13 protein-coding genes and 1 pseudogene are annotated in these 14133 nt (G+C 61.7%); 2 read left to right on the forward strand and 12 right to left on the reverse strand.

Annotated features, from left to right (window positions below):
- Nucleotides 1–23: 23 nt before the first annotated feature.
- Complete coding sequence (locus BFE01S_RS37755; RefSeq protein ID WP_042337355.1) at nucleotides 24–2066, forward strand: DNA topoisomerase 3; 2043 nt, start codon at nucleotides 24–26, stop codon at nucleotides 2064–2066.
- A 5-nt stretch (nucleotides 2067–2071) separates the two neighbouring features.
- Here the strand turns inward: BFE01S_RS37755 and BFE01S_RS37760 are convergent, their stop codons facing one another.
- Nucleotides 2072–2557 (reverse strand): hypothetical protein, encoded by a 486-nt coding sequence (locus BFE01S_RS37760; RefSeq protein WP_052420804.1) that lies wholly within the window; start codon nucleotides 2555–2557, stop codon nucleotides 2072–2074.
- Between the two features lie 253 nt (nucleotides 2558–2810).
- Here BFE01S_RS37760 and BFE01S_RS07215 point away from each other — a divergent pair, with 253 nt between their 5' ends.
- Entirely contained in the window at nucleotides 2811–3095 is a 285-nt protein-coding gene (locus BFE01S_RS07215; RefSeq protein WP_028224897.1) for an HU family DNA-binding protein, read from the forward strand.
- An 8-nt stretch (nucleotides 3096–3103) separates the two neighbouring features.
- On the opposite strand, the gene BFE01S_RS07220 is transcribed toward BFE01S_RS07215, so the two are convergent.
- The 11 genes and pseudogenes from BFE01S_RS07220 to BFE01S_RS07270 all read right to left on the reverse strand — a co-directional run bounded on the left by BFE01S_RS07220 (nucleotide 3104) and on the right by BFE01S_RS07270 (nucleotide 14039).
- The gene (locus BFE01S_RS07220) at nucleotides 3104–4369 is read right to left on the reverse strand and encodes a carbon-nitrogen hydrolase family protein (RefSeq protein ID WP_245621051.1); all 1266 of its coding nucleotides are present in this window, start codon (nucleotides 4367–4369) and stop codon (nucleotides 3104–3106) included.
- Nucleotides 4370–4815: 446 nt separating this feature from the next.
- Nucleotides 4816–5840 (reverse strand): annotated as a pseudogene (locus tag BFE01S_RS37765) (IS110 family RNA-guided transposase).
- Nucleotides 5841–5982: 142 nt separating this feature from the next.
- Complete coding sequence (locus BFE01S_RS07230; RefSeq protein WP_080982296.1) at nucleotides 5983–6336, reverse strand: DUF3085 domain-containing protein; 354 nt, start codon at nucleotides 6334–6336, stop codon at nucleotides 5983–5985.
- Nucleotides 6337–6470: 134 nt separating this feature from the next.
- On the reverse strand, nucleotides 6471–8756 hold the full coding sequence (locus tag BFE01S_RS07235) for an SNF2-related protein (protein WP_028224900.1): 2286 nt from the start codon (nucleotides 8754–8756) through the stop codon (nucleotides 6471–6473).
- A 123-nt stretch (nucleotides 8757–8879) separates the two neighbouring features.
- Entirely contained in the window at nucleotides 8880–9491 is a 612-nt protein-coding gene (locus BFE01S_RS07240; protein ID WP_028224901.1) for a hypothetical protein, read from the reverse strand.
- Nucleotides 9492–9767: 276 nt separating this feature from the next.
- Nucleotides 9768–10223, reverse strand: a complete 456-nt coding sequence (locus BFE01S_RS07245; RefSeq protein WP_028224902.1) for a hypothetical protein — start codon at nucleotides 10221–10223, stop codon at nucleotides 9768–9770.
- A 74-nt stretch (nucleotides 10224–10297) separates the two neighbouring features.
- Nucleotides 10298–11404 carry a DUF6094 domain-containing protein gene (locus BFE01S_RS07250; RefSeq protein ID WP_028224903.1) on the reverse strand — a complete coding sequence of 369 codons (1107 nt, stop codon included), beginning with the start codon at nucleotides 11402–11404 and terminating at the stop codon, nucleotides 10298–10300.
- 63 nt (nucleotides 11405–11467) lie between these two features.
- Nucleotides 11468–12028 carry a DUF3275 family protein gene (locus BFE01S_RS07255; protein ID WP_028224904.1) on the reverse strand — a complete coding sequence of 187 codons (561 nt, stop codon included), beginning with the start codon at nucleotides 12026–12028 and terminating at the stop codon, nucleotides 11468–11470.
- A 266-nt stretch (nucleotides 12029–12294) separates the two neighbouring features.
- Entirely contained in the window at nucleotides 12295–12831 is a 537-nt protein-coding gene (locus tag BFE01S_RS07260) for a hypothetical protein (protein WP_028224905.1), read from the reverse strand.
- A 123-nt stretch (nucleotides 12832–12954) separates the two neighbouring features.
- A complete protein-coding gene (locus BFE01S_RS42830; protein WP_028224906.1) occupies nucleotides 12955–13545 on the reverse strand; it encodes a hypothetical protein in 591 nt (196 codons plus the stop codon).
- A 74-nt stretch (nucleotides 13546–13619) separates the two neighbouring features.
- Nucleotides 13620–14039 (reverse strand): antirestriction protein, encoded by a 420-nt coding sequence (locus BFE01S_RS07270; RefSeq protein WP_028224907.1) that lies wholly within the window; start codon nucleotides 14037–14039, stop codon nucleotides 13620–13622.
- Nucleotides 14040–14133 lie beyond the last annotated feature (94 nt).

The raw sequence follows: 14133 nt of genomic DNA on the forward strand, positions 1-14133 counted from the left end.
CCCCATCCCGGATGGAGGTCAACATGAAGCTATACATCTGCGAGAAGCCGTCACAGGCGAAGGATCTCGCACCGCACGCGGGTGCCCGCAGTCGTGCCATCGGTGCCTTCACCGGTGACGACGTGACGGTGACCTGGTGTATCGGTCATCTGCTGGAGCAGGCGAAACCGGAGCAGTATGTGCCTGAACTGGCGAGCTGGAATATTGACCTGCTGCCGGTACTGCCCGAACGGTGGGCGGTCCAGGTCAAACCATCGGTGAAGGTACAGTTCGATACCGTCGTGCGACTCATCCGGGAAGCGGACGAGGTGATCATTGCCACCGACGCTGACCGTGAGGGCGAGGTGATCGCGCGGGAGATGATGCAGATCACTGGTTATCGCGGCCCGGTCTCGCGTCTGTGGCTGTCGGCGATGGATGCAGCTTCGGTGCGCAAGGCACTCGCGCAACTGCTGCCAGGCTCGAAGACGCTGCCGCTGTATTTCTCGGGGCTCGGCCGTTCGCACGCGGACTGGCTCGCCGGCATGAACCTGACGATGGCGCTGACGAAGGCGTTCGGCACCGGCGGCAAGGACGGCACGCTGCATTTCGGCCGGGTGCAGACACCAGTGCTCGCTTTGATCGTCCGGCGCGAGCGTGCGATCCGCGATTTTGTCCCGAAGGTCCATTACGACCTGAAGGCCGTCTTCGATCTCGCTGGAACCGGGGTGCCGATGCAGTGGATCGTGCCGGACAGTCTGGTCGATACCGCTGGCCATGCCACGGATTATGGAAAGGTGAAGGCGCTTGCCGCACGCCTGCAGGGTCGAACGGGGCGCGTCGACGCGGTGGACACCACACCCGAGCGCGAAGTTGCGCCGTTGCTGTTCAGTCTTGGCAGCCTGCAGCGCGAGGCGTCGGCACGCTACGGGCTGAAGGCGGCAGCGGTGCTCGACGCCTGTCAGGCGCTCTACGAGACCCACAAGGCTACGACCTATCCCCGCACCGACTGCGAGCATCTGCCGGTGTCGATGTTTGCCGAAGTGCCGAAGGTCCTCGCGGCGATCACCACGATCGATCCATCGATGAAGGCGCTTGCCTCGAAGAGCCAGCTGCAGTCACCGGGGCGAGCATTCAACGATACGAGGATCACTGCGCACCACGCAATCATTCCAACCACGAACGAGGCAGTCCGGCTCGCCGGATTCACGAAGACCGAGCGGCTTGTTTACGATCTGATCCGGTGGCGTTACCTCGCCCAGTTTCTGGGCGACTTCGAGTACCTGAGGACAGTCATCGGGGTGACGTGCGAAGGTGAGCTTTTCCGGGTGACGGGTCATGCACCGACCGTTCAGGGGTGGCGTGAGACGGTCGATACGGCCGCGAGGCCTGACCGGCAGGATGGCGCGGGTGACGAGACGCCCGACGTTCCGGCGTTGCCTGCGGTGACTGTTGGCCAGCCGGCACTGAACGTTTCCTGTGACGTCGAGCGCAGGCAGACGAAGCCATCAAAGCGCTATACGGAGGGCACACTTCTCGCGGCAATGGAGTCGATCGACCGCGAGATCGACGATGAGCGTCTGAAGAAGATCATGCGCACGAAGGAGAAGGCTGGCATCGGGACTGACGCGACACGTGCTGGCATCATCGAGAATCTCTTTCGTCGGGACTATATCGGCAATCACGCGAAGCAGAAAAGGCAGATCGTGCCATTGCCGCGGGGCGATGCACTGATCGCGTTGCTGGAGCAGGTCGCGCCCGAGCTGGCGGATCCAGTGCTGACGGCCGAATGGGAAGATCGCCTGATGCAGATCGAGGCGGGAAAACTTGAGCTGCGACAGTTCGAGGACGAACTGGGCGAATGGGTACGGCAACTGGTGCTACGCATCAAGGCGCAACGTGGCAAGAATGGCGGAGGGCAAGCGGTATCGATAACAGGAGCGGCCGTCACGTGTCCGGCGTGTGGCGCTCCGATGCGACGGATCAAGGGTTCGCGCGGTTATTTCTGGGGATGCTCGGCGTTTCGCGATGGGTGCCGCGCCACGTTACGGGACGTTGATGGAGTTGCGGTACAGGCACATGCGTAGTGATCCTACGTTATTCCCGTCGTTCCACCGGTCTGGGCCGATGTTAGCGGTGGCAATGGCGACGGTGCTGTGCTGCTGATGAAGTCGCGCAATTCTCCTTCCGCCTCGATGACAGCGTAAGCCGGAGCCATATCGAGCTGGCGATCATGGAGTAGCAGGATGTGTTCGAAGAACGGGTATCCGTCTTCATCCAGGCACCAGAGACTTTCCAATGCGCCTCGCCTGTTGGCGATTTCCATGTACTGCTCGGCGATGTGAAACTCGTCCAGCGGCAGGTCGCCATATCCGGCGCGTTGCAGAAACCAGGAGATGTACATTACGCTTGCCAGTTCGACCAGATGTTCGATCGAGCCAAATCCCTTGCGGACCGTGGTCAGATAGGCGTGAAACTTGAGCGAGCGCGCACGGGTCGCCGCGAGGGGCAGGGGCAGAAGCAGCTCGCGCGAATAGCGGGGGCTGCGACGCTTACGGCTGTGGGCAGATTGGGTCATACGGTTGTGCGGTCAGCGAGCAGGGGCGGGTGAACGCCGCGATTTTACGACAGGTTTTAGCGATGCCGGGGATATCTCGGTCCCCACTCCCGTGACGCCGGTGTGCTGGACTCCGAGCTTTGGTCGACGGGGTCTTGTGCGGTGAACCGTGTATGCGGTACGGTACGCGGGTTGCGCTGCGACCGCTGCCGTTCGGGTGCCCATATATGGGAATATGGCAGTCAACTTTATTAATCGACAGAGGATGCATTTCATGAACAAGCAGGAACTGATTGATGCCGTCGCATCTGCGACGGGTGCGAGCAAGGCGATCAGCGGCGAAGCCATCGACGCCGTGATTGGTGCCATTACCAAGGCTGTTGCGAAGGGCGATACGGTGCAACTGGTTGGTTTTGGCTCATTCAGCCAGGGCAAACGTGCGGCGCGTACGGGCCGCAATCCGTCAACCGGAGAGGAGATCAGGATTGCCGCTGCGAATACGGTGAAGTTCACGGCTGGCAAGGCGTTCAAGGATGCGGTGAACGGCGCCGGGAAATAAGGAACCGGTTACCGGTTTGTGGCGCGTAGCAGCGGTGCACCCGCCAGGCGCGCTACGGCTTCGATACTCTGCCGCTGGATGTTGGCGAGTGCGAGATCGGAGTCGAACCACCCATTCGACTGGCTGATGATCACGTCTGGTCTGTCCAGCAGTGTGCGCCAGTGCGGCCACCACAGCAGGTCCTCAAAGCATAGTGATATCGCGGCGCGGCGACCGGCGATCATCAGATACGGCTGGTCGATATCTCCCCTGACTGCACTGATCGGCCCTCCGGGGCGCCACAGGGCGACCGGGACCGGTTGCCGACTGTCGAGTCGGCCGCGCCCGGCGCCGGTGACCACGGCACTGTCGGTGTACCGGAATGGACTGTTTTCTACCGTCAGGTCCATCCCGATCACGAGCGTCTGCCCGGCAGCACGCATGTGTCCAAGATCGGCGCGCCACCAGAATTTCATCGCGGGACGCCACAAACCGGCGATCTCTTCCGGCAGGATCACCACGTCCGCTCCGTCTGCGAATGAGCGCCGGACGATCGATTGAAGCTGCAGGGTCTGCGCATAGATTGACTGGTAGCTGGATTGGTCGAAGCGTCCGAGCATGGTGTCGACGGCTTGCCATCCGGCTGGTGGTGACTGTGGGAGGGCCTGGCAGTTTGCGTAAAGAGAAAGCCCGGCAAGAGTGGCGGCACATGTGACCCAGGTTGGGGACTGGCGAGGCCGTATGGAGGCGGTACACAGTGTTGCGAGTCCAAGACTCATGCCAGTGATTCGCCAGCCGGGATACAGGGTGCCTGCCACGTGAATCGGCGACAGCCATCCAATGATGCCAAGCGGAGGGACGGTCACGATCAGCGTGGCCGCCGCCGCCCGACATCCGTAGCTGAAGCCGGATGTCGTCCGTTCTGGTTTGAGCACCGTCCAGGGAAGCGCGAGAACAGCGGCCTGCAGTAACCAGACAGCGGTGCCCAGGGTGGCGGCCATCCCGGTGTTGAGTTCCTGGTGACCGACGAAGAAGCGTTCGCAGGCCGTTGGTATGTCGCGTGCACCTATGAGGTAGTAGGTTGTCCAGAGCGTGAATACGGCTACCCTGTTGGGCAGCCTGGACCATAGGGCGGGAAGGGCGAGAAGAGTGATGGGGTAGCTTCCAGGGTACCAGGCCAGGAGCGCGATGATGATGCCCGTACCGAACGCCAGCAGGTGGTGTGAGCCGTTGTGAATCGCTCCAATGGTCTCGGGGAACAGTCGGGATCGAGATTCATGCATGATGTTCAGCAACGCAATAGTGGGCGGGTGTCGGTTACATGACAGACACCCCTGTACGTGACGCGCGTTGCTGATTGCCCGATGGGACTTGATTAAATTGCGACAGGGTCTGAAGTGAGTTGACCCGCCTGTTGATATGTTAGTCGTTCCCGGTCGGCGGTGAGATATGCCAGATGCCCGATCTGCAAAAGAAAATCTATGGTCACCCCCATTTTTGCAACACTGATTTTTGACGGTGTGGGTTGGCTTGCCTAAATCTATCCGGCGTCGTTGTGGGGATCGCTCCCCGCGCCACGATGAGAATCGCGCCTGACGATCCCAAAAAAGCCCGCGGCTTCGAAAGCCAATTTCTTTGACAGATTGTTCGCCAGGCCGGTATGCCGTTCACGTCATCAAATTTCAGCGGTCGCAAAACCAGGTAGGTGAAACTTGGTAAAACGTAGTTGGGAGTCGGGCGCTCAGAGTGGTATGGCACCGCCTCCTGCATCGAATGTGCTATTTCGGGTCGCCAGCGCCCAAGCGGTACGCGCCAGCTTGTTCGCAAGCGCGCAGGCAACCACATTCGAGTGCCGACGTGTGAGCATCGCACGAACCCACTCGGCCAACCGGCCGGTTTGCCGGTCGAGCCGCTGCATGTAGGCTCTGGCGCACTGCACAAGCAGGCGTCGGATATTCTTGTCTCCGCGTTTGCTGATGCCCAGCAGGTTTGCCTTGCCGCCCGTACTGTACTGGCGCGGCACGAGCCCGATCGACGCCGCGCAGTCCCGACTGCAGCCGTATTGTTTGCCATCACCCATTTCGGAGGCCAGCACGCTCGCCGTGATCGGACCAACACCCGGGATGCCCAGCAGGCGCTGACCGAGGTCGTCATCTGCCAGTTGCCGGGTCATCTCCCTGTCGATCTCGTCGATCTGTTCGGTGAGGTACTTGAAGTGGGCATGCAGGCGATCGAGGATCGCGACCAGTCGCGGCGGGAGCGAATGCTCGGCGAGTACTGCCGGTAGGCGCTTGATGACAGCCTGTCCAATGGGCAGGCTGATGCCAAATTCGAGCAGGAAGCCGTGCATCTGGTTGCACGTCTTAACGCGATCCCGAACCATGGATTCGCGCATGCGGTGCAAGGCCGACAAGGTTTGCTGCGATTCCGTCTTCGGCGTCACGAAGCGCATGGCCGGACGCGACGCTGCTTCGCAGATCGCTTCCGCGTCCACGAATCGTTCTTGTTCCTCTTGACGAAGGGCCGCACAAACTGCGGCGAGATGAGCTTGGCCTGATGTCCGAAGTCAGCAAGTTTGCGGGCCATGTGATGAGCGCCCGCGCAAGCCTCCATGACCACCGTGCAAGCGTGAAAGGTGGCGAAGAACTCGATCAGTTGCTTACGACTTACCCTCCGGCGGAACACGGCTGTGCCGTGCTGGTCCTGACCGTGAAGATGGAACGAGTGCTTGCCCAGATCGATTCCAACCAGTGTCACGTTCTGCATGATGGCCTCTCCAGAAAAGGAAACACCCTGCAGCGTAACCCGCGTGCAGGGTGGGGGTGACCATCTCATTAAGCCCCTGCTCTTGCGAGACAGGGGCTGGGCGGATTGTGGATGATGCGACGGCTCGGGCGGCCGGATTACGTTACGCGCCGGGCTTGACTGCATCCACGTACAGATGACTGGCGTCTGCCGTGATTTCCAGATTGCAGCCGTCGGCTACGACGAGATCGAAAATGGCGTCGTCGTGCCCAAAATACTCGGCAAAGTCGTCGCCGCCGAATTCGTCGCGCGCGCGGTCCCACCACTCGTCAAAAGGTGTCGTCTCGGGATTGCATCCAACGGCGTACGCGATGGTTCTCGGCCGACCGTTTCCCGGGGCGTCACTTTTCTCCGACATCATGTAGACACCCTGGTCCTTGACGAGAACGATGCGGCAGCTGCGCGCGCGGGCTTCAACAATGACCGGGCGTAAATCCGAGGCGAGAAATTGAATCATGATTGATACCTCCAGGTAGTTTGCGGAATGTGCGAAGCCGCGGTCCCGACACTGGAACAGGGCGTCAACTTCGCGGTCTATGGCGTTGATTGCTGTAAGGATCAGCGGTGACCGGCGATGCCAGTCAGGCCGGGCTACTCCTGATTCACCAGTTGTCGAGCGAGCGCGACTTCGATGCTCTCTCCACCCTGGTTCAGGATGTCGAGACCAGATTCCGGCATGTCGCCGGAGGTCGATTGCGAAACGGCGATCTTCTGGGCCATGAGCTTCAGGCACCGCATCTGCGCTGTGCCTTCATACCCGAGGAAACGCACCGTGACGTCGAGGGTCTGGCCAATGCGCCAGCTTCGTCGTGCGGCCTGTTGAAGCGTGTATACGTTGTAGCCGGATTGAAGGAAGGCGATGGTCGGGAATTCGAGCAGGTCGAGTCCCGTCTTGACCAGTTCCGGATTGGTGATGATGACCTCGGCACCGCGCTCGAGCTGATCGGCGACCCAGTCCTCACGTTTCTCGGCGGCGACGCTTGCGCGAAGAACCGATGCCTTTACACCGACTGCATCGAAGAGATTTTTAAGCCGGATCGACGTGTCGCGCGTGCCGGTATAGGTCGTATACACCAGAGTGCGCCGGCGGTTCAGCAGTTCACCGCGGACGAGACCCAGTAGTTCAGCTTCCTTGGGACCGGGCTGGTCGTCGCGCAGCAGGGCGGGCACGCTGGCGAGGATCCGCTTCGTCCGAGGGTGACGCACGATTTCGGGGCGGAAGCAGCATTCCGGCCAGGCGAGCAGCGCGTTGAGCACTACACCGAGCAGGCTCTTGTCGCCACAACGCAGTGCGGCGCGCAACTCCGAGGTCAGCGTCGACTCAAGTGTCCTGTATGTCGCCGCCATGTCCTCGGTCAGCGCGACCGGCAGCAGGGATTCGTCGTAGGGAGGCAGAACGTTCTGGCCGATCTGCGAGAGCTTCACGAACGCCGTATACGGCACGACGTAACGCATGATGCCCTTGGGGCCGAAGCCTGGGCCTTTCACCGTCGAGACGCTTTTCCGGTTGCCCTTCGCCGTGCGATGCGAACCTTCGTCGACCTGCTTGTGAATGTCGATGAGCACGCCATGCTCGCGCATGAATGCCATCGTGGCGGCTGCCATCGAACCGTTGCTGTTGTAGTTGAACCCGTCCTCGATCAGCATGTTCGGGTTAAGGCGGTAGAGCAGGTGATACAGGTCGTCCGCGTAGCCGCCCATCAGAGTGCCGGTGAGCAGCAGCGTTCTCGATGCCTTTCGGGCCAGGACGCCCATGGCCTGTCCCTGGGCTGAGTTTTCATTCTTGTATTCGTGACCTTCGTCCGCGATAAGCAGACCGAAGTAGCCCTGAGGGAGATAGCGTTTGACGAACTCGGATGCCTGATAGCCGCCCTGTCCGAAAGAGATCTCCGTATGTGCCAGTGCCCGTTCCATGCGTCGCGCCTGCCGGTCGGAAAAGATCAGCTCACCCTGGTCGTCCATCAGGTTGATGAACTCGTAGAGGTTGTCCTGAAGCATGTCGGCGAGCATGGATTCGCCGAAGCGGGAAAGCAGCCGCTCCGCAGTCTTGTCGCCGACGGTGGGCATCTGAAGCAGCGCAGCTTTCACGAGTTCGCGCATCGACCGCGTGCCTTGTCCTTTCGGAGCCAGGGTCCACAGCCGTTCACCGCAACTGCACGCGCGGCGTTTTTCATTGAGGGCAGATCGGGCCAGGGTGGGTGTCAGCGGATTGCCGTCTTCGTCGCAGACGAATTCGCCACAGGATGGGCAGCAGGCAAAGACACGCGTGATCGCATCGGTCTCCATGTCGAGTGTGGCGATGCGGCGTGCAAAGGCGGGTTTCCAGTCGAACCCCATGCGCATGCGCACGCGGCCGAGAATGAAAAACTCCGGTACTTCCGGCCTCATCCGCATGACGCGAAGCTGAAGCAACTTGCGCAAGGTGTCCGGACCATTGAGAATCCAGACCCGCGCGCCAGGGACGGTTGCCTTGATTTCCCGACGCCACTTGTAGACGAGATGCGGTGGCGCAATGACCAGTGTGCGCGGATAGCCGCAGTGATGGAGCAGGACGGCAACGCCGATGCCCATCAGCGTCTTGCCTGTGCCCATTTCGCCGTTGATGACGCCGCCGGGCGCATGCTGGGTGAGCAGCGCCGTGATGGCATGAATGACCTCACGCTGAGCCGGGAACGGCTGCCGCGAAAGCCCATCGAGCAGCACGTCCCAGCGTGGGTCACGCTGTCCGCTGTAGATGGAGGGGTTCTGCTGGCGTACGGCGTCGAGCAGGCCCTTGCCGAAATTCGAGATGAATTCCGGCAGGGCGATCACGTTGCCTCCGGATGGATCGTCCGGTATCGCGTCCTGATCGGCAGGTGGGGATTGCAGATCTTCCATGATGCGTCTCCAGGAGGAGCGGCGCACCTGTCCCCCTCGGGATCGGTGCCCCGCGGGTTGAGGAAGTGATGAAACAGGACCGGTCGGCACGGAGGCGACGATCGGCGTTAGTGCGAAGGAGATTCAGTCCAGCGCGAGCGCGCCGCTGTTAACGAAGCGGGATATGGCTTCACTGAACGAGTCAGGCAGCGTGATCCGGGACGCGCGGATGCGTCCGATGGAAGCATGCGGCGTCTGGTCGAGATGGCTCACGAGCTGGTCACCGAGCATACCGAGCACGAGCGAACGCCAGTGCGGCAACAGTGGTATCGGGCTGAGCTGTTCGATCAGTGACCAGGACCGCTCCTCCAGTGATGCGTCGTCGTGGGCCTGGGTGTCCCGGTCAACCAGCATCCAGGCCGAACCTGTCGCCTTCGACGGGGTGAGGAGTGCTTCGTCATAGATCCACGTGTGGACCAGGTTGCCGAACAGGTTTTCCTTCGGCAGACGACCGCTGTATTTGTCCAGCCGCCTCGGATCGCCGATAGGAACTGCTGCGATCATCTGGCTGGTGTCGGGGTTGATTAGCGTGATCTGACGGATGCCGCCTTCCTGGATGCCCAGGTGTAGCGAGGCGTACAGTTGCTGAACTGCGCCGTCGCGGCCGAAGACGGAAACGAAAGCGAGTTCGCCGTCGGGAGCACGCACGCAGGCATCGACGAAGATGTCCTGCAGTTCCTTGATGGGGTACAGCATGAAAGGCTCCTGGATGAATGCCCGCTGCACCCCGCGGGTGCGGCAGACCCGGGCGGGTTGAAGGAAGTTCCGGGCTTTCCGGAGAAAGCCGCAGCCGCGCAGACGAAGGCGCCGGAAGGAAGCTGCTGGTTTACCGCTGAAGGTGCCGCGTAACGGACGGCGCCGGGTCTGCTGCCGGCAGACCAGCGGGAACCGCTTTCCAGGAGCGTTCACCCGAACGTTCCGGGAAAGCGTCCCATGGAAGGGGCGCGTAATGGGAAGAAACGGGCTACCGAGTTAGCAACGGGCCAACGTCGCCAGCAGGGCACGAAGCTCGCGCACCTGTCCGGCCGTGAGCGTCATGGACACCAGGACTTCCGGATGCCACGCCTCGATCGCCGATGCAGCTTGCAGACGGCTGTCGACCAGCTCGGCGAGTGCCAGCAGCCGCTCGGCCGCCGCGCGCACTCGGCTCATGCGTGCCGAAGCGTGTGCAACTGGCCATGCAGCGACGGCCGTGGCATCGAAACGAAGAATCTGTCCATCGAGTTCTTCGTAGTCGTCGTAAAGCAGGGGGACGTTCGGCGTGTCATCCCACAACGTGCCGGCGTCGAACGCCGCGCGAGCGTGGCTGCAGGCCTCGTCGGCGCTGACTGCCCGGACCCCCACCACGACGCGGTGGGCATAATCGAGGGTGTAACCAACCATATACAGGCCCGGGGTTGTTTCAGTATCGTCAGGCAGGGGCGTCATGCTGTTCTCCTGTTGAAGACGGGACCCCGCTCCTGCGGGGCGAGGCCCCGCAGGGTTGAAGGTGAAAATCCGTGCTATCGGATCGTGATAATCCGGCCGAGATTGGGGCCGGGCGTGAAGTCGATGCCCGCGATCGTCGGAACGAACCGGTCGCGCATCAGGATCGTGGTCCGGATGTCGCCCTTGTCGGTTTCTTCGATCTGGACTTCCTGCTCCTTCTGCTTGATCGTGTCGCCGCGAATCAGCAGGCGGGTACCGTCGAGACCTGTTACCACGCCGGTGATCTGGCCGGCCGCGAGCGCGAGGGCAAGATGCCAGTCGGACAGATCACGCAGCGGGCGCCGGGGCGTGACTGCCTTCGCGGCGAACATGGTGGCGAACTGCGGCCAGAGCGTCGCGTCCTGCAGACGTTGCAGTTCGTGTTCGAGTTGCGGTGCGTCGATCCGGGTGGACACGAACGCGTGTTCACCTGACGCCGAAGGGATGCGATACGGCTGCACCGGCCAGCTTTCCGGCAGCTCCGGCGGCAGTTCACCCTCGCTGATGCGGGCAAGCCGCGCAGCCAATGCACCGTCCACGCCATCCGCCCGGCGCTTGACGCCGAACAGCACGAGCTGTTTGAACGCCTGATCGGGCGCGAGGTAAACCTCGACGTGTGCGAAGTTGCGGGCGACCATCGTCGCGAATTCGCGATCCATCACGTAGTACGGCACGATCAGAACGAGCACGCCACCGAATGCGAGCCATGGAACCGTCTTCAGGTAAAAAACCTTCTCCAGCCGGTTCGAGTGGCGTTCCCCGGTCTGTGCCTTGTCCGAGACAACATCACCGTAGGGCGGGTTCAGGAACAGCAGGCCCATGCTGCGGGCGGTGATGAACATGTCTTGGACGTCGGTGTGAGCCACGGTGTCGAGGACGTTCTTGGCATGCCATGCACGTTCGCGATCGTACTCGACGCCCCACGCGCGGACGGCGTCGGGTGATGTGGATAGATCGGCCAGCGTTTTCTTCACGTCGTGCAGCGCGGCGCCTTCGCCGCAGCACGGATCGAGTAGCCGCACCGGACGATCGGGTTCGGCCAGTGCGAGAGCGGGGACGATGCGTCCGAGCGTGACGGCATCGGTTGGGAAGTACCCGTTTTTTACGAAGTTTCGGGCGAGGCGGGGAAAGATCAGGGCCATAGGAGCCTCCATGGGATGGGGGCGTGCCCGGCCGGAGGCCAGGCACGCCAGAGGCGGAAGAACTTAGCTCTTCAGCCAGGTCTGGCTGGATGCCTGGAAGGCGTAGCCAAATTGGCGAAGCTGGTCGCGCTGCTGGCGGAATACGCCACGGTCGACGGTGGGATCGAGCTTGACTGGCGCACCGGCGAGGATGGCGTCAGCCAGTTCAATCCCGAAGAGGTCGGGGAGATACAGCTCGTCAGAATCGACACCCACCTGTGCAACGGGTGCTGCTTCTCCGGCAAGGGCCGGCGTTGCTGTGCCGGATGAACGTTCCTCATCGGCCGGATCCGGCTCGCTCGAAGACGGTACCCGCCCTGTTTCGCTGAACGGCTCGTCGTTGTCGAGCTGCACATCGGCGAGCCTGGCGCGGATCTCCACCGTGACCTTGCCGTACCATACGTAGCTGTGCGGATAGATCTTGTCGATGAGGAACGTACCTGTGTAGGCGCCGGGTTCGAACTGCTCGAGCACCTTGTCCTTAACCTTGAATTCGCCGACGGACGTCGTGAGTTCGCCGACCTGGAAGGGGCCGTTGCTGCCTTTGATGGTCCGCACGTCGAGCGTGCCTGAAAGGGAAATCATGATGCCTCCACGAAGTGAGGCGGGGCCAACCCTTGCGGGCATGGCGGCCCGCTGGTTGGGGAAGAGTGATTCCGTCTGCCCGGTGAGGACAGGCAGCTGCGCAGACGGGGCGCCGGAAGAAAGCTGCGGGTGTCGCATGACGTGGCGACGTACGGATCTGCATCTGGCAGATCACAGGGTTGGATCATTCCGGGAGAGCCGCGAAGACAGTTCTTCGGGAATGGCGCCTGCCGGGTAGGCAGGCGTAACGGCACACTTCTGGTGGATCAATTAGCGAGTTGCGCGGAGGCATCATTCGCATGTCGTTGTTCAACGATGTAGCGGAAGAGCCGTGGCGGAAACTCGAACAGCCGGCCACCGCTCTCCACGATCCACGTTCGGTGAATCCGCCTGACGACAACGGCCTCGGTGATCGAGAGCCCGCTGAGCGTCAGGATGTCACCCGCTGCGAGCGTGCGAGAGCGCGCGGCATGCCAGGCGCGGACCTGTTCGCGCCATGCGGGCGCCGCCGGCGGAACCATGTCCAGGTAGGCGAGGGGACAGGAGTAATAAAACGGTTGCATTTCCTCGCACAGATCCTTGTAGCCCCAGCCGGAGCAGCCTTTGTCCCAGGCGAGCAGGTCGCAGCCGATATAGCGGAAGGGGGCGACGCCTGCTCGCCTGATTTCCCAGACTGTCCAGAGTATGTTGCCACTGAGGCAGTGGCGCAGGCAGTGACGCGTGGAGCCGTCGTGCTCTTCATCGCGCGTGAGGCGTGCGATCAGCTGCGCACGCGTCTGTCCATGACCAAATAACCATCCCATGATGCACCTCGCAGAATATAGCGAGGCACCTTCCCCTTCTGCGGGAAACGTGCCCCGCAGGGGAATGCACCGTAGGTACGGTGCGGGCGAAAAGAAAGTGAAGTGGCGACGGTCGGATAGTGGTTACACGCGACGCTGTGAGCGAAGATCGCGACCAATGACCGTCCGTACCGAGCTGATGATGAAGACGGTCCAGTCGGCGAAGTACCGGCCGTCGAATACGATCACGCCAGAGCTGAGTCCAAGCTGGATCGGTAGTGCGATCCTGCCTGTGGGGACATGACCGTCGCGGCTAGCGAGTACTTCCATGTCGGGGAAGAACCGGCGACCTTCGAACGGATCGAGGAACTCGAGTCTGACTTCGCGAGCTTCGACTGTATGGCAGTAACGCAGCCGTCCGATCAGCGGGCCGTCGAAGCCTGCGTCGATTGCAGAGGTGAACGGATCGTCGCGGCCATTGAACAGTCCGAGATACAGGCCATCGGGAATATCGGCACTGTGGACCGTGTAGCGCGGAAGCGCCCGGCCGTCGCGGCACAGGAAATCCTGTTTTGATGGCGCGTCATCGTTATCGTCATCGTCATCGTCGTCGGGGAGAGGCGAGGCGTGACGCAGTGGCTCCGGCTTGCCCGGGTATTCCGTATTTGCCGGTGGCCAGCGGTCCATGTCCGTATCAGCGGGCGGTTGGGAAAAGAGAGAAATGCAGGTCGACATGATTGTCTCCGGAAGGATCGCGGAGACGCACCCCTGCGGGACGCGTTCCGCAGGGGATGAAGAAAGCGGATGCGTCAGTCGATTGCCGCGAAAATCTTGCTGGCCTCGGGATGAGACGGGACGAATGCGAGCAGCCTGTGATAGAGCCCGGTGAATTTCTCGTCTTCGGTTGCCCATGCCATCGCGTTTAGCGCAAAGAGGGTAGCGACGATGCCTGCCGCGTCGCAGCTCATCTCGCCGTCGTATCCGTTTCCGTCGCAGGCGATGGGGATCGGATGTTCCAGGCGAGGCACCATATAGAACGCTCCGTTGGATAGCTCGACGTAGTCCCAGAAGCCGCCGCCGTAGGTCACGCACAGGGACGACATGGCGTTGTAGACAGCGATTTCGCCGCGAATCATGTGTTTGCCCAAATAGCGCGGCAGAATTTCCATGCGATGTTCATCGGGCACGATGGTCGCGACGATGGAACGCGTTTCAGTAACCTGGTTCATGACATCCTCCAGAAAGATGCGGAGGACGACTTTCCCGGCGGGGAAGTACATTCCCCGCATGGGTTGAATAACAAGGGTGCCGACGATGCGGAAC

It is taken from the genome of Paraburkholderia ferrariae NBRC 106233 (assembly GCF_000685035.1).
Taxonomy (GTDB): domain Bacteria; phylum Pseudomonadota; class Gammaproteobacteria; order Burkholderiales; family Burkholderiaceae; genus Paraburkholderia; species Paraburkholderia ferrariae.